Origin of the sequence: Roseicella aerolata, assembly GCF_020523605.1 — a bacterium.
Lineage (GTDB): Bacteria > Pseudomonadota > Alphaproteobacteria > Acetobacterales > Acetobacteraceae > Paracraurococcus > Paracraurococcus aerolatus.
Window position 1 is genome coordinate 25,212 of sequence record NZ_JAJAQI010000032.1, and the last position, 19,473, is coordinate 44,684.

The 19,473-nt window shown below is 71.9% G+C and carries 16 protein-coding genes; 10 read left to right on the top strand and 6 right to left on the bottom strand.

Annotation, left to right across the window (positions count from 1 at the left end):
* Nucleotides 1-48 precede the first annotated feature (48 nt).
* Nucleotides 49-1,050, bottom strand: a complete 1,002-nt coding sequence (locus LHA35_RS19020) for an NAD-dependent epimerase/dehydratase family protein (protein WP_226610999.1) — start codon at nucleotides 1,048-1,050, stop codon at nucleotides 49-51.
* A 163-nt stretch (nucleotides 1,051-1,213) separates the two neighbouring features.
* Here LHA35_RS19020 and LHA35_RS19025 point away from each other — a divergent pair, with 163 nt between their 5' ends.
* Nucleotides 1,214-2,596, top strand: coding sequence for a nucleotide sugar dehydrogenase (locus LHA35_RS19025; RefSeq protein WP_226611001.1), 1,383 nt, complete (start codon nucleotides 1,214-1,216; stop codon nucleotides 2,594-2,596).
* Between the two features lie 101 nt (nucleotides 2,597-2,697).
* Here LHA35_RS19025 and LHA35_RS19030 read toward each other — a convergent pair whose 3' ends face one another.
* The gene (locus LHA35_RS19030) at nucleotides 2,698-3,078 is read right to left on the bottom strand and encodes a nuclear transport factor 2 family protein (RefSeq protein ID WP_226611003.1); all 381 of its coding nucleotides are present in this window, start codon (nucleotides 3,076-3,078) and stop codon (nucleotides 2,698-2,700) included.
* Between the two features lie 133 nt (nucleotides 3,079-3,211).
* Here LHA35_RS19030 and LHA35_RS19035 point away from each other — a divergent pair, with 133 nt between their 5' ends.
* Together LHA35_RS19035 and LHA35_RS19040 are read left to right on the top strand one after the other, a co-directional pair.
* Nucleotides 3,212-3,523 carry a DUF1244 domain-containing protein gene (locus LHA35_RS19035; protein ID WP_226611005.1) on the top strand — a complete coding sequence of 104 codons (312 nt, stop codon included), beginning with the start codon at nucleotides 3,212-3,214 and terminating at the stop codon, nucleotides 3,521-3,523.
* A 134-nt stretch (nucleotides 3,524-3,657) separates the two neighbouring features.
* On the top strand, nucleotides 3,658-3,957 hold the full coding sequence (locus LHA35_RS19040) for a DUF2312 domain-containing protein (protein ID WP_226611007.1): 300 nt from the start codon (nucleotides 3,658-3,660) through the stop codon (nucleotides 3,955-3,957).
* Nucleotides 3,958-4,053: 96 nt separating this feature from the next.
* Here the strand turns inward: LHA35_RS19040 and cysK are convergent, their stop codons facing one another.
* Nucleotides 4,054-4,968 carry a cysteine synthase A gene (gene cysK, locus LHA35_RS19045; RefSeq protein ID WP_226611010.1) on the bottom strand — a complete coding sequence of 305 codons (915 nt, stop codon included), beginning with the start codon at nucleotides 4,966-4,968 and terminating at the stop codon, nucleotides 4,054-4,056.
* Nucleotides 4,969-5,573: 605 nt separating this feature from the next.
* On the opposite strand from cysK, the gene LHA35_RS19050 reads away from it, so the two are divergent.
* The 3 genes from LHA35_RS19050 (at nucleotide 5,574) to LHA35_RS19060 (ending at nucleotide 11,077) form a co-directional block, all read left to right on the top strand.
* Nucleotides 5,574-7,193, top strand: a complete 1,620-nt coding sequence (locus LHA35_RS19050) for an NADH-ubiquinone oxidoreductase-F iron-sulfur binding region domain-containing protein (protein WP_226611012.1) — start codon at nucleotides 5,574-5,576, stop codon at nucleotides 7,191-7,193.
* Complete coding sequence (gene fdhF / locus LHA35_RS19055; RefSeq protein ID WP_226611014.1) at nucleotides 7,190-10,078, top strand: formate dehydrogenase subunit alpha; 2,889 nt, start codon at nucleotides 7,190-7,192, stop codon at nucleotides 10,076-10,078. Before LHA35_RS19050 ends, fdhF begins: the two co-directional genes overlap by 4 nt.
* Before the next feature lie 102 nt (nucleotides 10,079-10,180).
* Entirely contained in the window at nucleotides 10,181-11,077 is an 897-nt protein-coding gene (locus tag LHA35_RS19060) for a sterol desaturase family protein (RefSeq protein WP_226611016.1), read from the top strand.
* Nucleotides 11,078-11,276: 199 nt separating this feature from the next.
* Here LHA35_RS19060 and LHA35_RS19065 read toward each other — a convergent pair whose 3' ends face one another.
* From LHA35_RS19065 to LHA35_RS19075, 3 genes are all read right to left on the bottom strand, one after another.
* Nucleotides 11,277-11,498: a hypothetical protein gene (locus tag LHA35_RS19065; RefSeq protein WP_226611018.1), complete on the bottom strand. Its 222-nt coding sequence runs from the start codon at nucleotides 11,496-11,498 to the stop codon at nucleotides 11,277-11,279.
* A gap of 73 nt (nucleotides 11,499-11,571) precedes the next feature.
* On the bottom strand, nucleotides 11,572-12,033 hold the full coding sequence (locus LHA35_RS19070; RefSeq protein ID WP_226611021.1) for an MgtC/SapB family protein: 462 nt from the start codon (nucleotides 12,031-12,033) through the stop codon (nucleotides 11,572-11,574).
* Nucleotides 12,034-12,397: 364 nt separating this feature from the next.
* Nucleotides 12,398-14,173: an AMP-dependent synthetase/ligase gene (locus LHA35_RS19075; protein WP_226611023.1), complete on the bottom strand. Its 1,776-nt coding sequence runs from the start codon at nucleotides 14,171-14,173 to the stop codon at nucleotides 12,398-12,400.
* Between the two features lie 85 nt (nucleotides 14,174-14,258).
* Here LHA35_RS19075 and LHA35_RS19080 point away from each other — a divergent pair, with 85 nt between their 5' ends.
* From LHA35_RS19080 to LHA35_RS19095, 4 genes are all read left to right on the top strand, one after another.
* Nucleotides 14,259-16,151, top strand: a complete 1,893-nt coding sequence (locus LHA35_RS19080; protein ID WP_408902360.1) for a M3 family oligoendopeptidase — start codon at nucleotides 14,259-14,261, stop codon at nucleotides 16,149-16,151.
* Complete coding sequence (locus tag LHA35_RS19085) at nucleotides 16,148-17,509, top strand: ABC1 kinase family protein (RefSeq protein ID WP_226611026.1); 1,362 nt, start codon at nucleotides 16,148-16,150, stop codon at nucleotides 17,507-17,509. Before LHA35_RS19080 ends, LHA35_RS19085 begins: the two co-directional genes overlap by 4 nt.
* Nucleotides 17,510-17,887: 378 nt before the next feature.
* Nucleotides 17,888-19,045: a Re/Si-specific NAD(P)(+) transhydrogenase subunit alpha gene (locus LHA35_RS19090; RefSeq protein ID WP_226611029.1), complete on the top strand. Its 1,158-nt coding sequence runs from the start codon at nucleotides 17,888-17,890 to the stop codon at nucleotides 19,043-19,045.
* A gap of 12 nt (nucleotides 19,046-19,057) precedes the next feature.
* Nucleotides 19,058-19,471 carry an NAD(P) transhydrogenase subunit alpha gene (locus LHA35_RS19095; protein ID WP_226611031.1) on the top strand — a complete coding sequence of 138 codons (414 nt, stop codon included), beginning with the start codon at nucleotides 19,058-19,060 and terminating at the stop codon, nucleotides 19,469-19,471.
* Nucleotides 19,472-19,473 lie beyond the last annotated feature (2 nt).

Consider the following 19,473-nt stretch of genomic DNA (forward strand, 5'->3'; position numbering starts at 1 on the left):
GTCCTTGCCAGTCTCTGGATGGGCTGAACCGATCGCGAGGCGGGAGGGTCAGATCCCGTAATGCTCCCGGAACCAGGCGACGAAGGCGGCGGTGCCGGTTGCGACATCAGTGGCGGGGAGATAGCCGGTCAGCGCCTGCAGCAGCGAGGTATCGGCCCAGGTCTTCAGCACCTCGCCCGGCTGCATCGGCAGGTAGCGGCGGTCGGCCTGCCGGCCGCAGGCCCTTTCGAGCGCCGCGATGAAGTCCAGCAGCTGCACCGGCTGCGCATTGCCGATATTGACGATGCGGAAGGGCGCGACGGGGCTGATGGAGTCGCAGTCCGCGACCTTGCGCCCGGCCTCCGGCGCGCAGGCGACCAGGCGCAGGATGGCCTCCACCAAGTCATCGATATAGGTGAAGTCGCGCTCCATCCGGCCGTGGTTGTACACCTCGATGCTGCGGCCCCGGAGGATGGCGTCGGTGAATTTGAAGAAGGCCATGTCCGGCCGGCCCCAGGGGCCATAGACCGTGAAGAAACGGAACATGGTGATGGGCTGCTGCCACAGCGATGCGTAGGAATGGCCCATCTGCTCGGTCGCCAGCTTGGTGGCGGCGTAGATGTTCAGCGGCGTGGCGACCGCATCCGTCTCCTTGAACGGCATGGCGGTGTTGGCGCCATAGGCAGAGCTGGTGGAGGCCATCAGCAGGTGCCGCACCGGCCGGGCCTTGCAGGCCTCCAGCAGCGTGAAGGTCCCCTGGATATTGGCGTGGATGTAGCTCTCGGGATGCTCCAGCGCGTAGCGGACGCCGGCCTGGGCGGCGAGGTGGACGACCACCTCCGGCGCCTCGGCCGCCATCACCTCCGCCAGCCGCGTCGCATCGGTCAGGTCGAAGAGGTGCGGGGTGAAGCCGGCATGGCGCGCGAGCTGCGCATGCCGCGCCTCCTTCAGCCGCACGTCGTAATAGGGAACCATGGCGTCGATCCCGGCGACGGCGTGGCCGGCGGCCAGCAGGCGGCGCGCGACATGGAACCCGATGAAGCCGGCGCTGCCGGTGACCAGAACCTTCATTGACCGGCCTTCCCTCCATTCGGCGCCCAGATAGGCCAGAAGCTGTTGCGGCGAAATGGAGCGGGCGACGGGCTGCGTCGATCACGAAAATGTAAACACAATATCGACGGCGGAGTATCTACCTCAGGTTGCAACAATCAGGAATTGCCTGATCCTGCAGGCCATGCCGGATTCGAATCGACAATCGGATTTCGCCTGTCTGGCGGCCACCAGTGCGGCGGGCGCCTGGATCGGCGGCCTCGCCGACCGCTTCCGCACGCGCCGCGCCAGGGTGGCGGTGATCGGCCTCGGCTATGCCGGGCTGCCGCTGGCGCTGGCCCTGGCCGAAGCCGGCTTCGCCACCCTCGGCATCGATGCCGACCCCGCGCGGCTCGCCTGCCTCGCGGCCGGGGAGACCGGCATGCGCCATGTCGCCGCGCCGGCCCTGCAGGCCGCCCTCGGCGCCGGGCGGTTCGAGGCGACGGCGGCCTGGGCGCGGCTGGCGGAGGTGGATGCGATCCTGATCTGCGTGCCGACGCCGCTCGGCCCCGAAGGCCAGCCCGACCTCTTGGCGGTCGAGGCCGCCGCCCGCTCGGTCGCCTGGCACCTGCATCCGGGCCAGCTCGTCGTGCTCGAATCCACCACCTGGCCCGGCACGACGCGGGAGGTGGTGCAGCCGATCCTGGAGGCCACCGGGCTCCGCTGCGGCCAGGACTTCTTTCTGGCCTATTCGCCGGAGCGGGAAGACCCCGGCAACCCGCATTTCCACACCACCGGCATCCCCCGCGTGGTCGGCGGCGCCGATCCCAACGCCCTCCACTTGGCGGAGGCGCTCTATGGCGCCGTGGTGGACCGGGTCGTCCCGGTCGGCTCGCTCGACGCGGCCGAGGCGGTGAAGCTGACGGAGAACGCCTTCCGCGCCGTCAACATCGCCCTGGTGAACGAGCTGAAGCTCTGCCTCGGCGCGCTCGGCCTCGATGTGTGGGAGGTGGTGGCGGCCGCCGCGAGCAAGCCCTTCGGCTACATGCCCTTCTGGCCGGGCCCGGGCGTGGGCGGGCACTGCATCCCGGTCGATCCCGCCTATCTGGCCTGGCGGGCGCGGGCGGCGGGCGTGCCGGCGCGCTTCGTGGAACTCGCCGGCGAGATCAATGCCGCGATGCCCGGCCACACGGTCGCGGCGCTGGAGGCGGCGCTGCGCCGGCGAGGCCGGGATATTCCGGGCAGCCGGATCCTGGTGCTCGGCGCCGCCTACAAGCCGAATATCGAGGATGTGCGGGAGAGCCCGGCGCTGCGGCTGATCGAGCTGATCGAGGCGAAGGGCGGCACGGCGCCCTATCACGACCCCCTCGTGCCGGCGCTGCCCCGCCTGCCGGAGCATCCGGCGCTGGCCGGCCGCCGCTCCGTGCCCTGGGCGGAGGCCATCCGCGGCTGTGACGCCGCCCTGATCGTCACAGACCATGACGGGGTGGACTATGCCGGGCTCTGCGCCGCGGTGCCGCTGGTGGTGGATACGCGCAATGCCTGCGCCCGGCGCGGGCTGCGCGGGCCGGGCATCGTGAAGGCCTGATATCGGCCGGCACAGGTCCCGACCTGCCGCCGGGCGCGCCCATCGGTGCCATGCCCGGGGTCGCGCCAGCCGGCCTGCCTCCCGGTGGCGAGCGGGGAGGCTCAGCCCTGCTCCGCCGCGCAGCCCAACTCGTCCCAGGCCTGCACGGTCAACTGGCGCGCGATCCGTCCGTCCCGCAGTTCCAGGGTCATGGCGGAGACCACATGGCAGCCATCGGGGCAGGTGCAGCGCTCGACCAGGGCGATGCGGTCCGGCCCGACCACCTCCTCCACCACCGCGCGGGCCATGGGGCGGCTGCAGACATCCTGCCAGAAGCCCTCGATGGCCGCGCGGCCCAGCAGCCGCATCGGCGCGCTCGGCGGGCGGTTGCGGTCGACGATCGTCAACTCGGCATCCTCGGCATAGAGTGCCGCGAGCATCGCCGCGTCGCTCCGCTCCAGCGCCCGCCGCAGGGCGGCGAAATCGAACCCGCCACTCGCCATACCTGCCTCCCCCGGTCCAGACGGCAGGGCCGTCCGCAGCGGGAAACGCCGCGGAGGCGCGGATGTGGCACGGCCCCTGGCGGCGAGGGGGCCTCTGCCCCACATTGCCGGCGAACCGCCGGAGGGACCCACCATGGCCGCACCCGAGATCGACGAGAAGACCCGCACCGAGCTGGAGGCCGCCGCCTTCCGCAAGCTGGTCGAGCACCTGCGCAACCGGACCGACGTGCAGAATATCGACATGATGAACCTGGCGGGGTTCTGCCGGAATTGCCTCAGCCGCTGGTACCGCGAGGGCGCGGCGGAGAAGGGCATCGCCCTGGCCGATCCGGATGCGCGCGAGATCGTCTATGGCATGCCCTACAAGGAGTGGCAGGCGAAGTACCAGAAGGACGCGACCGCCGAGCAGAAGGCGAAGTTCGCGGCGGCGAATCCGGGCCACTGATGCGACGGGGGCCGCGCCCCCTCCCGCCTGCCCGCCGGATGTCAGGCGGCCCCGGGGCCCGGCCCGAGATTGGCGTTGCTGATCCGGCCTCGTCCCGGTAAACCCGCCGCCCTTCGAGTAGGGGGCCGCAGGGGATGAGCGACGTGGAAGAGGAAGCCCGGGCGAGCCGCGCCCGGCAGGAAGCCGACCCGGATCCGGAGGTCGGCGGAATCGCCGTGGACCGCCTCCGCAGCATCATTGAGCGCGTCGAGCGGCTGGAGGAGGAACGCAAGGCCCTCGCCAGCGACATCAAGGACATCTTCGCCGAGGCGAAGAGCGCGGGCTTCGACGTGAAGGTGATCCGGCAGATCATCTCGATCCGCAAGAAGGAGCCGGCCGAGGTGGAGGAGCAGGAGACTCTGCTCGACCTGTACCGGCGCGCGCTGGGCATGTGAGCCGTGGCCGGCGATCGCCCCCGGTGCCGGCGCCGGGGGGGCGGAATCGCCGGCGCGAGATCCGGCGGGCGGGGGTGGGACCCCCGCCCAGGCGCGTCAGGCCGGCAGGAAATCCGGCACCGAGAGGTAGCGCTCGCCGGTGTCGTAGTTAAAGCCCAGCACCCGCGCGCCCTTCAGCAGGTCGGGCAGCTTCTGCGCGATCGCCGCCAGCGTCGCGCCGGAGGAGATGCCGACCAGCAGCCCCTCCTGCGCCGCCGAGCGCCGCGCATACTCCTTCGCGTCATCCGCCGAGACCTGGATCACGCCATCCAGAAGCTGCGTGTGCAGGTTGGCCGGGACGAAGCCGGCGCCGATGCCCTGGATCGGGTGCGGGGAGGGTGCGCCGCCCGAGATGACCGGGGAGGCCGAGGGCTCCACCGCGAAGACCTTCAGCCCGGGCCACTTCGCCTTCAGCACCTGCGCGCAGCCGGTGATGTGCCCGCCGGTCCCGACCCCGGTGATCAGCGCGTCCAGCCCTTCCGGGAAGTCGGCCAGGATCTCCTGCGCCGTCGCCTGCACATGGATGTCGATATTGGCCGGGTTCTCGAATTGCTGCGGGATCCAGGCGCCCGGCGTCTGCGCCGCCAGCTCCTCGGCCCGGGCGATGGCGCCCTTCATGCCCTTCTCGCGCGGCGTCAGGTCGAACGTCGCGCCATAGGCCTGCATCAGCCGGCGCCGCTCGACCGACATGCTCTCCGGCATCACCAGGACCAGCCGGTAGCCCTTCACTGCGGCCACCAGCGCCAGGCCGATGCCGGTATTGCCCGAGGTCGGCTCGATGATGGTGCCGCCGGGCTTCAGCCGGCCATCCTTCTCTGCTGCCTCCACCATGGAGAGCGCGATGCGGTCCTTGATGGAGCCGCCCGGATTCGCGCGCTCCGACTTGATCCACACCTCGGCCTCGCCGAAGAGCCGGTTGATGCGGATATGCGGCGTGCCGCCGATGGTCTCGAGGACGCTCTGGACTTTCATACGACGCCACTCCGTGGAATTTTTGTGCTGCAACCGATAATCCACCTGTTCATCGCAGGGAAGGGCGGTTCGCAGGATCGGATCGCGCGACCGGCGGACTCCGGAGCGGCCCCGCTGTCCCGACCATCCGGGAGGCATGCCCCGGGCAGAACCGGGAATACGGGCGGGGATGTGGATCATCGCGGCCTTGGCGATCGGACCGACTGTCGGCGATGCCCGCACGAGAAGGGCCATCTGCCACCCGCCTCGCGGTCCCTGCCGGCCGGTCGCGGGTGGCCGGACCGGGCCGGGGGCCGCCCGGCGGTCCAGGGCACGGGCTGACGCCACGCCCTGACATCCGGCCCCGCCGCGAAGGCGCCGCCCCCCGTGATCCGTCCTCGCCGCGATCCGTTGATTGCGGCCTGCACAGGCGCGGGCGACACTGCGCCGCTTCCCCTCCCGAAGGGCACCCGGACCGGGGCCCGGCGTTGGGGGAAGGGACCGTGCCCGGACGACAAAGGGTGTGGCAGGGGGAACGCGGAATGGCTGATGGGTCTGGGCCCGCGACCGGGGCGCCAGGGCCGGGGGTGCGACGAGTTGCGCCGCGCACCGGCCCGCGGGGCCGCGTGGCAGAGGAAGCGGCACGCGAGGCCGTCCGCGCCGCGATCGGCGCGCTGCCACTGCGCCGCGACCTGCTGATCGAACATCTGCACACGCTGCAGGACCGGCATGGATGTCTGCGGGCCGGCCATCTGGTCGCGCTCGCCGATCTGCTGCGCCTGGCGCCCGTGGAGGTCTTCGAGGTCGCCAGCTTCTACCACCATTTTGAGGTGCTGGAGGATGCCGCGCCGGCGCCGCCGCCGGTCACCATCCGGGTCTGCGGGAGCCTGCCCTGCGCCATGGCCGGTGCGCAGCGGCTGCTGGATGTCCTGCGGGCCGCGCCCCCCGCCGGCGCACGCATCCTGGCCGCGCCCTGCATGGGCGCCTGCCACCGCGCCCCCGCCGCCGCATTCGGGCATCACCTGATCGAGCATGCGACGCCGGAGCGCCTCGCCGATGCCGTCGCGCATGGCCCGCCCGCGCTGCCGTCGCCGCCCGGCCTTGCCGCCTACCGGGCGCGCGGGGGCTATGCCGTGCTGCGGCACGCACAGGCGTCCGGCGCGGCGGGGCGGGAGCGGATGCTGGAGGCGCTCGCCGCCGCCTCGCTCCGTGGCCTCGGCGGCGCCGGCTTCCCCGCCGCGCGGAAATGGCGGCTGGTGATGGCGCAGCCCGCCCCGCGGCACCTGGTGGTGAATGCCGATGAGGGCGAGCCCGGCACCTTCAAGGACCGGTACTGCCTGGAAACCGAGCCGCACCGCGTGCTGGAGGGCATGCTGATCGCGGCCGAGGCGATCGAGGCGGAGGCCTGCTGGATCTATCTGCGCGACGAATACCCGCATCTCCGCCGCGTCCTGCAGCAGGAGATCGCGGCGCTGCAGGCGGCCGGCCTCGCCCGCATGCCCATCCATCTCCGCCGCGGCGCCGGCGCCTATATCTGCGGGGAGGAGACGGCGCTGCTGGAGAGCCTGGAGGGCCGCCGCGGCTATCCCCGGCACAAGCCGCCCTTCCCGGGCGAGCACGGCCTCTTCGGCCGGCCGACACTTGTGCACAATGTCGAGACGCTGTGGTGGCTGCCGGAGATCCTGGGCGACCCGGACGGCGCCGCGCGGCTTGCCGCCATGGGCCGGCGTGGCCGGCAGGGGCTGCGCTTCTTCAGCGTGTCGGGCCGGGTGCGGAAGCCCGGCGAGAAGCTGGCGCCAGCCGGCGTCACGGCGCGCGAACTGGTGGAGGAATTCTCGGGCGGCATGCTGCCCGGGCACCGCTTCGCCGCCTATCTGCCCGGCGGCGCCTCGGGCGGCATCCTGCCGGAGCGGCTGGCGGACCTGCCGCTCGATTTCGGCACGCTGGACGCGCAGGGCTGCTTCGTCGGCTCGGGTGCCGTTGTCATCCTCTCGGACCAGGACGACCTGGCGGAGGCGGCACGCAACCTAGTGCATTTCTTCCGCGACGAGAGCTGCGGGCAATGCACGCCCTGCCGCGTCGGCACGGCGAAGGCCGCGGCGCTGCTGGGGGCGCCGCGCTGGGACCGCGCCCTGCTGGAGGAGCTGGCATCGGCCATGGCCGATGGCTCGATCTGCGGCCTCGGCCAGGCAGCGATGAACCCGGTGCGGAGCCTGCTGCGCCACATGCCGGAGGCGGTGCCGTGAGCAGGAGCGATCCCGGGACGGCGCCGGCGGGCGGCATCCGCTTCACCCTGGACGGCCGCTCGGTTTCGGCGGCACCGGGTGAGAGCCTCTGGGATGTCGCGCGGCGCGAGGGCACGGAGATTCCGCATCTCTGCCACCGGCCGCAGCAGCCCGGCTACCGGCCGGACGGCAATTGCCGCGCCTGCCTGGTGGAGGTCGAGGGCGAACGGGTCCTCGCCGCCTCCTGCATCCGGGCCCCGCGCGAGGGCATGGTGGTGCACACTGCGACGGAACGCGCCGGACGCGCCCGCCGCATGGTCTTCGAGCTACTGCTGGCCGACCAGCCCGGCGCCGAGGGACGCGATGCGAGTGCCGGCTTCGCGCGCTGGACGCAGCGGCTCGGCCTCGAGATCTCGCGCTTCCCGCCCGAGCCGGCGCGACCGATGGCCGATCTCTCGCACCCCGCCATGGCGGTGCAGCTCGATGCCTGCATCCAGTGCGGCCTCTGCGAGCGCGCCTGCCGGGAGGTGCAGCACAACGACGTCATCGGCCTGGCACGGCGCGGCATGGCGGTGACGGTCAGCTTCGACCTGCTCGACCCGATGGGCGCTTCCTCCTGCGTCGCCTGCGGCGAATGCGTGCAGGCCTGCCCGACCGGCGCGCTGCTGCCGAAATCCGTGCTGGACGAGGCCGGCCACCGCGCCGCGCCGCCGGCGCGGGAGGTCGCCAGCGTCTGCCCCTATTGCGGCGTCGGCTGCCAGGTCGGCTTCCGGGTGCGAGACGGCGCGATCGAGGAGGTGGCCGGCCGTGACGGCCCCTCGAACCAGGGGCGGCTCTGCGTGAAGGGCCGCTTCGGCTTCGACTATCTGCGCCATCCGGACCGGCTCACCCGGCCGCTGGTGCGCATCGCGCCGAAGGACCCGGCGGACTGCCTCGATCCCCGCCGCGCCCGCGCGAAATTCCGCGAGGCGGGCTGGGAGGAGGCGATGGCGCTGGCCGCCGAGGGCCTTGCCCGCATCCGCGACGGCCACGGGCCGGATGCGCTCGCCGGCTTCGGCTCGGCCAAGGGCTCGAACGAGGAGGCCTATCTCTTCCAGAAGCTGGTCCGCACCGGCTTCGGCACCAACAATGTCGATCACTGCACCCGGCTCTGCCATGCCGCGAGCGTCGCCGCGCTGCTGGAGGGCATCGGCTCCGGCGCCGTCACCGCGCCCTTCATGGCGGCGGCGGAGGCGGAGGTGATCCTCGTCATCGGCGCCCGCCCGACCGAGAACCACCCGGTCGCCGCCACCTTCCTGAAGGAGGCCGCGGCGCGCGGCGCGACGCTCGTCACGCTCGACCCGCGCGGCAGCGCGCTGGATCGCTTCGCCACGGAGGTGGTGCGCTTCGCCCCCGGCCGCGACGTGCCGATGCTGAACGCCATGCTCCACACGGTGATCACGGAGGGGCTCTACGACCGGCAGTATGTCGCGGCGCATACCGAAGACTTCGAGGCGCTGCGCGACCATGTCGCGGCGCTGACGCCGGAGGCGATGGCGCCGCTCTGCGGCGTGCCGGCGGAGCAGCTCCGCCGCGTCGCGCGGCGCTTCGCGCGGGCGCGCACGGCCATGATCTTCTGGGGGATGGGCATCAGCCAGTCCACCCATGGCACGGACAACACCCGCTGCCTGATCGCCCTAGCCCTGCTCTGCGGCCAGGTCGGCCGGCCGGGGACCGGGCTGCACCCGCTGCGCGGGCAGAACAACGTCCAGGGTGCCTCGGATGCCGGGCTGATCCCGATGATGTTCCCGGACTACCACCGCACGACGGATGACGCGGCACGCGGGCATCTGGAGCGGCTCTGGGGCGCGACGCTCGATCCGAAGCCGGGGCTGACGGTGGTCGAGATCATGCATGCCATGGCGCGGGGCGAGATCCGCGGCATGTATGTCATGGGCGAGAACCCGGCGATGTCGGACCCGGATGTGGCGCATGCCCGCGCCGCCCTGGCGCGGCTTGACCACTTGGTGGTGCAGGACCTCTTCCTGACCGAGACGGCGGCGCTGGCCGATGTGGTGCTGCCGGCCTCCGCCTGGCCGGAGAAGGACGGCACCGTCACCAACACCAACCGCCAGGTGCAGATGGGCCGCGCCGCCGTGCCGATGCCGGAGGGGGTGCGGCAGGATCTCGACCTGATCACCGAGATGGCGAACCGCCTCGGCCTGCGCTGGGACTACCGCCACCCGCGCGACGTCTTCCCCGAAATGGCAGCGGCGATGCCGTCGCTCGCCAGCATCACCTGGGAGCGGCTGGAGCGCGAGGGCAGCGTCACCTATCCCTGTCCCGCGCCGGACGCGGCAGGCCAGGCGATCGTCTTCGGCGACCGCTTCCCGACCGCGAGCGGCCGCGGCCGCTTCGTACCGGCCGGCTTGCGCGACCCGGACGAGATGCCGGACGAGCGCTACCCCTTCGTCCTGACGACCGGACGGCAGCTGGAGCACTGGCACACCGGCACCATGACCCGCCGTGCCGGTGCCCTGGACGCGCTGGAGCCGGAGCCCACGGCCTCCCTCGCGCCCGTCGATCTCCGGCGGCTCGGCCTGGCCCCCGGGCAGCGGCTGCGGCTGGAGACGCGGCGGGGCGCCATCGAACTGGCGGCGCGCGAGGACCCGGCGCTGCCGCAGGGGCTGGTCTTCGTGCCCTTTGCCTACCGGGAGGCCGCGGCGAACCTGCTGACCAATCCGCAGCTCGACCCTTACGGGAAGATTCCCGAGTTCAAATACTGCGCGGTGCGGGTCGAACCGGTGCGGGAGACCTGGCGCGGGGCGGCGCGGGCCGGCCTGCCGGAAGCAGGCCCGGAGGACCGGATGCGCGGGGCCGGGGGATCACCGCCGGCGCCATGGCCGGACCGCGAGGCCGGGCCATGACGGGGCAGGTCCGGATCCTTCGCAGCCGCCCGACGGTCCTGCCGCCAGGGCCACGGCCGGGCCAGGCTGGCGCGACGGCCTGGCGGGGCCCATTCTCCGGCCATGCTGCCGCATGAACCCGTTCTCCGCCTCGGCATCTTCCTCGGCGTCCTGCTCGCCCTGCTGGCGCTGGAGCAGCTGATTCCCTGGCGGCGGGCGCGCCCGCTCGGGCGCCGGCGCTGGCCGGCCAATCTTGGTCTCGCGGTGCTCGGTGCCCTGCTGGTCCGCGCGGTGATGCCGGCCGCGGCGGTGGGCGCGGCGCTCTGGGCGGAGGCGCGGGGCTGGGGGCTGCTGCCGGCGCTCGGCATGCCGGGCTGGGTCGCCATCCCGCTATCGGTCATCCTGCTCGACCTGCTGATCTACTGGCAGCACCGGGTGACCCATGCGGTTCCGCTGCTCTGGCGCCTGCACCGCGTGCACCATGCCGATCCGGAACTGGATGCGACCAGCGGGCTGCGCTTCCATCCGGTGGAGATCCTGCTCTCCATGGCGCTGAAGATGGTGGCGGTGGTGGCGCTCGGGGCGCCGGCCGTGGCTGTGCTGGTCTTCGAGGTGCTGCTGAACGCGACCGCCATGTTCAACCACGCCGCCATCAGCCTGCCGCCAGGGCTGGAGCGCGCATTGCGCCTGGTGCTGGTGACGCCCGAGATGCACCGGACCCACCACAGCGAGGCCCGGGCGGAGACGGACAGCTGCTATGGCTTCTGCCTGTCCTGGTGGGACCGGCTCTTCGGCAGCTACCGCGCCGCGCCGGCGGCAGGGGAGGGGGTGGTGATCGGCGTCGCCGGCTGGCGGGCCCCGGAGCAGCAGCGGCTGGACCGGTTGCTGCTGCAACCGATGCGCGGCGGGGCGGGGCCGGCCGAGGCTGCGGTTCCACCCCTCGTTCCACCCCTGGCGGCCGGGAGGCCCGTGCTGTCAGCCGCTCCGCCGCAGCCTGGAGCCGATCGCTCCATGGCATGAGGACCCCGGAGTGGAAGCCCGCTCCATGACCATCGGCCTGCAGCCGATGGGCGTTCAGTCCTGGGCACCATCCGCTGCCTGGGCTCCGCACCACGCCCCGGCGCCGAGGCGAGACGGCCAGCGCGCCCGGCGAGCGATGGCCCGGCTGTGTCCAGGGCGCGGGGCCGGCCGATCGGGTGCGGCCGTGCCGCCTCCGGTCTCAGGCCGTCCAGCCGCGGCGCCGGAATTCCTGCCGCAATGGAACGCCGTTCTGGAAGCGCAGCCAGACCACCGCGGCGGCGGCGGCCCAGAGCGGCAGGGTCACGATCAGCCCCCACCAGCCCAGGGCGCCGAACAGGCTCGCGCCGAGCGCGAACAGGGCGACGCCGGCAATCAGGTGCGCCAGCTTGCTGTCGAACCAATCATGCGGCAATGCCTGCATGCCATCCTCCTGCCTTTCCCGCACAACGAACGGCCATGCGACCCGTTGCGGCTTTTGGTGCGCCCGGCCTGTCTCAATCCGATGAGGGCGGGCGCGGCTTGAGACGGCTGAGCGCGGAAAGCGTCACCACCGCGAAACCGCAGATCACCAGCGCCACGTCATAGGCCCCGAGCCCCGCCGCGACGCCGATGGCGCCCGTGGCCCAGAGCGCGGCGGCGGTCGCGGTGCCATGGACCTCGCCGCCGCTCTTGAGGATGGCGCCACCGCCGATGAAGCCCATCCCGGTGATCACGCCCTCGACGATCCGCGCCATGGCCTCGGGGCTGTCCTCATGCCCCATCAACCGCTCGGCGGCCTGGATGAAGCCGCAGGCGGCAATCGCGACCAGCGGGAAGGTCCGGAGCCCAGCGCTCCGGTCCTCGCGCTCCCGGTTCCAGCCGATGAGGAAGGCGAGCGCATAGGCGATGGCGAGGTCGCGGATATGGGGAAGGAAGGCAAGGCCGCGCAGGTTCGGGAGGAGATCGTTCGGGTCCATGCATGATGAACCGGCCCCGGCCGTCGCGGTTGCGGCACGTCTTCGCCCCGCGCGGCCCGGGATGACGCCCGGCCGGTCACATCCGCTGGGGGGACGCACGGCGCCCGGAGGCCGGGCGGGAATGCCGTATCCAGCGCCCCCGCATCGCCCGTTCGGCGCCGCAGGCGCACGCGGGCCTCGCCGGGACCTGGCGCAGGGCGGATTCCGGGTTGGTCTCGGCGACGAAGGCCAGGCGCCCGCCTCGGCGGGAAGGGCCAACAAGCCTCCGCCACGGAAGGCCGCCCGCCGCACCCCCGGGCCGGCATCCCGGCATGCCCCGACGGCGCTGGCAGTCGCCCCATGGCCAGACCGGCCGCGGCTCCGCCTAACGGGAGAGCGAGGCGAGTTCCCCCTGGTAACGCTCCAGCACCGCCCGCCGCCGCACCTTCATGGTCGGCGTGAGAAGCCCGTTCTCTACCGAGAAGGCGGAGGGCGCCGGCATCCAGCGCCGGATGCGCTCGATGGTCGAGAGCTTGGCATTCACCCGCGCGACCGCCCCCGCCACCTTGTCCTCCATGCCCTCGGCCGCGACGAGCAGGGCGACGATGCCCGGCTGGCCCTCGCCGGCCACCACCGCCTGGGCGATCTCCGGCTCCGACATCAGCAGGCCTTCCAGCTTGGCCGGGCTCACCATGTCGCCGCCGAGGGTCTTGATGAAGTCCCGCTTGCGGTCGGTGATGACGATCCGCCCGTCCTCGATCCGGCCGACATCGCCGGTATGCAGCCAGGTCTCGCCATCCGGGCCCGCCCGCAGCGCATTCTCCGTCGCCTCCGGGTTGTTCCAGTAGCCATCCATGACCAGGTCGCCGCGGATCAGCAACTCGCCATCCTCGGCGATGTGCGCCTGCACCCCCTCGAGCGGCGGGCCGACGGTGTGGCGGCGATTGGCCCAGGGCAGGTTCACGCTGATCACCGGCCCGGCCTCGCTCTGGCCATAGCCCTGGATCAGCGGCAGGCCGAGGGCGAGGAAGAAGCCCGAGAGCTCCGGGTCCAGCCGCGCCCCGCCCGAGACCAGCGCCTTCAGCCGCCCCCCGAAGCGCGCGCGCACCTTGTCCCGCACCAGCCTGTCGAGGAGCGGGTCGATCAGCCGCTCGCCAAGGCCGAGCGGCGGGCCGTCCATCCGCCGCAGCCCCTGCGACAGCGTCCGCTCGAAGAGCCGCCGCTTCAGCCCGCTCTCCTTCTCGATCTGCGCCAGCATCTTCGCGCGCAGCACCTCGAACAGCCGCGGCACGGCCGTCACGATGGCGGGCCGGATCTCCTGGAATTCGGCGGCAAGGCGGTCGGCGCCGCGGGAATAGACCACCTCCATGCCCATCGACGGCAACAGGAAGCAGCCCACCGTGTGCTCATAGCTGTGGGAGAGGGGGAGGAAGGAGAGATAGGGCTCCCCGTCCACGCCCAGGCGCTCGATCAGGCCGCGCACGCCCTCCCGGTTCGCCAGCATGGCGCGGTGCGGCAGCATGACCCCGCGCGGCGTGCCGCCGGTGCCGGAGGTGTAGATCAGGCAGGCGAGCCGGCCTGCGGGGATCTGCTCGGCCTCCGCCATCAGCATCGGCAGGTCCGCGGGGCAGTTGGTGGCCTCCGCCCAGGGGCGCGCCGCCAGGCCCTCGGGCATGCCATCCATGCAGACCAGCAGGTCGAGCCCGCCGGTCGCGGCGGCGGCCTCCGCCACCCGGGCCGCGAGCGCCGGGGTGGAGACGATGGCGGTCCGTGCCCCCGAATCCCGCAGGATATGGGCGTGGTCGGCAACGGTGTTGGTGGTGTAGGTGGGCACGGTGACCGCGCCGATCGCCATGATGGCGCAATCGGCGACGTTCCATTCCGGCCGGCTCTCGCTGACCAGCAGGATACGGTCGCCCGGCATGATGCCCCGGCCACGCAGCCAGGCCGCGACATGGCCGACCTGCTCGGCGAACTCGCCCCAGCGCAGCCGGCGCCAGGCGCCGTCCCGCCAGTAGCGCAGCATCGGCCGGTCCGGCCGCTGCCGCGCCAGGGCGAAGAGCATCCCCGGCAGGCTCGTCCAGCCGCTCGTTCCGCGGTTCTCGGCCCTGTGGCCGGCCCTTGCCTCATCCGGCATGGCGAGCGCCTCCGTCTCCGACATTGCCCCCTTCGTTCCCCTGTCCCCAACGTGCCTCGTCGGGCCGCAGCGGCTTGGCCGCGACCCGCGCGGCCTTATATGGGGAGATGTGACCCGATCCGAGCCCAATCCGACCCCGCCCCGTGCCGCCGCGGATCTCGCTGCGGCTGCGGGCCTCCGCCCGGTTCTCCGCTCGCCGCTCGATGCCGGTGCCCCGCCCGGCGGCGCGCCGCTGCCGGTCTGGGACCTCTCCGACCTCTATGCCTCGGCCGAGGATCCGCGGCTTGCCGCTGATCTCGACCGGGCGGAGGCGGATGGCAAGGCCTTCGCCACCCGGCTGGCCGGCAAGCTCGCCGGCCTCTCCGGCGAGGCGCTGGCCGCGGCGATCGCGGAGTATGAACGGATCGAGGAGGTGCTGGGCCGGGCGATGAGCTACGGCCAGCTCGTCTTCGCCGGCGACGCCCAGGATCCGGCCAATGGCCGCTTCTACCAGACCCTGCAGGAGCGGGTGACGGCCATCTCCTCGCATCTGCTGTTTTTCACGCTGGAGCTGAACCGGCTGGAGGATGCGGAGCTGGAGCGGAAGCTCGCCGGCAGCCCCGCCCTCGCGCGCTGGCGGCCCTGGCTGCGGGACCTGCGCGTGTTCCGGCCGCACCAGCTCTCCGACGAGCTGGAGAAGCTGCTGCACGAGAAGGAGGTGACCGGCCGCAGCGCCTGGAACCGCCTGTTCGACGAGACCATCGCCGGCATGACGGTGAAGGTCGCCAAAGGGACGGAGATCGAGGAGGTGACCGTCTCGGCGGCGCTCAACAAGCTCTCCGACCGCGACAGGGCGGTGCGGGAGGCGGCGGCGCAGGGCGTGTCGGAGGCCTTCGGCAGCCGCATCCGGCTCTTCTCGCTGATCACCAACACCCTGGCCAAGGACAAGGAGATCCTCGACACCTGGCGGCGCTATCCGCGGCCGGGCAGCGCGCGCAACCGCGCCAACATGGTCGAGGACGAGGTGGTGGACGCGCTGGTGACCGCGGTGCGGGCCAGCTACCCGCGGCTCTCCCACCGCTACTACGCCATGAAGGCGAAGTGGCTGGGCCTGGACAAGCTGCAGCACTGGGACCGCAACGCCCCGCTGCCGGAGGAGCAGGACCGCAGCATCCCCTGGCCGGAGGCGGTGCGGACGGTGCTCGACAGCTATCGCGCCTTCAGCCCCGAACTGGCCGCGATCGGCGGGCGCTTCTTCGAGCAGCCCTGGATCGACGCGGCGCTGCGCCCGGGCAAGGCGTCCGGCGCCTTCGCCCACCCGACGGTGCCCTCCGCCCACCCCTATCTGCTGGTGAACTATCACGGCAAGACGCGGGACGTGATGACCCTGGCCCATGAGCTGGGCCATGGCGTCCATCAGGTGCTGGCGGGGGAGCAGGGCTACCTGCTGAGCGGCACGCCGCTGACGCTCGCCGAGACCGCCAGCGTCTTCGGGGAAATGCTGACCTTCCGTGGCCTGCTGGATGCCGAGACCGATCCGAAGCGGCGGCGCCTCATGCTCGCCTCCAAGGTCGAGGACATGCTGAACACGGTGGTCCGGCAGATCGCCTTCTACCGGTTCGAGACGCTGCTGCATGACGAGCGCCGCAAGGGCGAGCTCTCGGCCGAGCAGATCGCCGCGCTCTGGATGCAGGTGCAGCGGGAGAGCCTGGGCCCGGCCTTCGACTTCACCGAGGATTACGGCACCTACTGGGCCTATATCCCGCATTTCGTGCACAGCCCCTTCTATGTCTATGCCTATGCCTTCGGGGACTGCCTGGTGAACGCGCTCTACGGCGTCTACCGGGACGGCAAGGTGCCGGATTTCGAGGGGAAGTACCTGGAGCTGCTGAAGGCCGGCGGCACGCTGCGCCACAAGGAGCTGCTGGCGCCCTTCGGCCTGGATGCCACGGACCCGCAATTCTGGCAGCGGGGCCTCGATGTCATCGCGGGCTTCATCGACGAACTGGAAAAGGCCGCATGAGCGAGCGCAACCGCGACAGCACCCTGTTCGGGGAGGTGCGGCGGATGGTCCGCACCTCGGGCGCCGTGGGCGGCATCGCCGCCCGCGTCGCGGGGGAACGCTTCCTCGGCCTCAAGACCGACAAGGGGGCGCATGCCGAGGACCTGAAGCAGATCCTGGGCGGGCTGAAGGGCCCGCTGATGAAGGTCGCGCAGTTCCTCTCGACCGTGCCGGACGCGCTGCCGGAGGAATACGCCCAGCAGCTCGCCACGCTGCAGGCCAATGCCCCGCCCATGGGCTGGCCCTTCGTCCGCCGGCGGATGCAGGGGGAGCTCGGGCCGGGCTGGGAGAGCAGGTTCTCCGAGTTCGGCCGGGAGGCGGCGGCCGCGGCGTCCCTCGGCCAGGTCCACAAGGCGCGCCTGCCGGACGGCACGCCGGTCGCCTGCAAGCTGCAATACCCGGACATGCCGAGCGTGGTGGAGGCCGATCTCCGCCAGCTCAAGCTCGCCATGCAGCTCTACCAGCGCATGGACAGCTCGCTCGACAACGGGGAGGTCTATCAGGAGCTGCGCGACCGCCTGCGGGAGGAGCTGGACTACCTGCGGGAGGCGGCGCATCAGCGCCTCTACGGCCTCATGCTGGCGGACCAGCCGCATGTCGCCGTGCCGCGGCCGATCGAGGGCTACTGCACCACCCGGCTGCTGACCATGACCTGGCTGGAGGGCCAGCCGCTGATCCGGCGGCTGGAGGAGAACCCGCCGCAGGAGGAGCGGCAGGCCTATGCCGAGGGCCTGTTCCGGGCCTGGTACCGGCCCTTCTACCGCTACGGCGTCATCCATGGCGACCCGCACTTGGGCAACTACCAGGCGCGGCCGGACCGGCAGGGCATCAACCTCTTCGACTTCGGCACCATCCGCGTCTTCCCGCCGAGCTTCGTCGGCGGCGTCATCCTGCTGTTCGAGGCTGTGCGGGACCATGACGACGAGAAGGCGGCCGAGGCCTACCGGATCTGGGGCTTCCGCAACCTGTCCAAGGAGACCATGGCGGTCCTGAACCTCTGGGCCGCCTTCCTCTATGAGCCGCTGGTGCAGGACAAGGTGCGGCCGATCCAGTACTCGGACGACATGTCCTATGGCCGCAAGGTCGCCCAGCAGGTGCATGAGGGGCTGAAGCGGACGGGCGGGGTGAAGGTCCCGCGCGAATTCCCGCTGATGGACCGGGCGGCGATCGGCCTCGGCAGCGTCTTCCTGCGGCTGCGGACCGAGATGAACTGGCACCGGCTGTTCATGGAGATGATCGAGGACCTGTCCGAACAGGCCGTGGCGGAGCGGCAGGCCCAGGCCCTGGCCGCGGCGGGGGTGCCGGCGCCGGCGGCGTGACGCGGTGAGGGAGCGGCATCCGGACGCGAGGCCGCGATGCCGCTCCTGGAACGCCCTCCGGCCCCGGGCCCGTCCGGACGGGGCGATGGATGCCAGCGGCGCCGGGCGGGCCGAAGAGTGGCCGGTCATCGCAGATCGGTGCCACCTCCGCCGGCTGCGTGATAAAGTGCCCACCTGACCACACAACGAGCCGTCGCGGCAGGTCGTGCCCCGTTCTGCCCATGATCCGGGCATGCCGCCCCCTCCTGCCGGTTCTGCCCGAGCCCCATGGTCAAGCTTTCGCGCGCTTTGTATGAGCGCGAGGCGCATGGGCCAGACCTGCGGGGTTGCCGGCCATCGCGCATCGCCGCATCTATCGGGCGGAAGAGGGGAACCCGTATGCGTCTGGCTGTCCTGAAGGAGCGCCGGCCGGCCGAGACTCGTGTCGCGGCCACACCGGAAACCGCCAAGAAATTCATCGGTCTGGGCTGCACCGTTGCCGTGGAGGCCGGCGCCGGCCTCGCTTCCGGCATTCCGGACGCGGAGTATGCCGCGGCCGGCGCCGAGATCGCGCGGGATGCCGCTGCCGCGCTCAAGGGCGCCGGCATCGTCCTCAAGATCCGGGCGCCGCTCGCCGCCGGGGAGGGGGCGGTCGATGAACTCTCGCTGATCCCGCGCGGCGCCCTGCTGCTCGGCCAGCTTCAGGCCGATGAGGCGCAGGCGAATGCCTATGCCAAGGCCGGCATCGAGGCAGGGGCGATGGAACTGCTGCCGCGCATCACCCGCGCGCAGAGCATGGACATCCTCTCCTCCCAGGCGAATCTCGCCGGCTACCGCGCCGTGGTCGAGGCCGCCGCCGCCTATGACCGTGCCTTCCCCATGCTGATGACCGCGGCGGGCACCATCTCGGCCGCCAATGTCTTCGTCATGGGCGCGGGCGTGGCCGGCCTGCAGGCCATCGCGACGGGCCGCCGCCTCGGCGGCCGGGTCTCCGCGACCGATGTCCGTCCCGCGGCGAAGGAGGAGATCAAGTCCCTCGGCGCCGCCTTCGTCGGCTATGAGAGCGAGGAGAGCAAGCAGGCCCAGACCGCCGGCGGCTATGCCAAGCAGCTCTCGGCCGAGTTCTACGCCGAGCAGGCCAAGGTCGTGGCGGCGCATATCGCCAAGCAGGATATCGTCGTCACCACCGCCCTGGTGCAGGGCCGCAAGGCGCCGACCCTGGTGACGGCGGAGATGGTCCGTTCCATGAAGCCCGGCTCGGTCATCGTGGACATTGCCGCCGATGCCGGCGGCAATGTGGCCCTGACGAAGCCCGGCGAACTGGTCACCACCGAGAATGGCGTGAAGATCCTCGGCTACCACAATTGGCCGGGCCGCATCGCCGGCGCCTCCTCCTCGCTTTTCGCGCGCAACCTGCTGACCTTCCTGACCACCTTCTGGGACAAGGAGGCAAAGGCGCCGAAGCTGCCGGCCGAGGACGAGATCGTGAAGGGCGTGCTGCTGACCCGCGGCGGCTCCGTCGTGCATCCGAGCTTCGCCCCCGCCAAGGCCGCCTGAGGAGACGCATCCATGAATCCCACCGATCTGGCCAACCAGGCCAGCGCGACGGCGCAGCGTGCGCTCGAGCTTGCGCAGCAGGCGCGCATCCTCGCCGAGACCCAGGTGGTGCCCGCCATTCAGCACGGCGCCGCCGCGGCCGACCCCTTCCTCTTCCTGCTGACGATTTTCCTGCTGGCCTGCTTCGTCGGCTACTACGTCGTCTGGAACGTCACGCCTGCGCTGCACAGCCCGCTGATGGGCGTTACCAACGCCATCTCCTCCGTCATCGTGGTCGGCGCCATCCTGGCCGCCGGCACCGCCGACAACTGGGTGGCGCGGATCTTCGGCTTCCTGGCCGTGACGCTGGCTGCCGTGAATATCTTCGGTGGCTTCCTGGTGACCCGCCGGATGCTGGCGATGTTCCAGTCGAAGAAGAAGGCCTGACG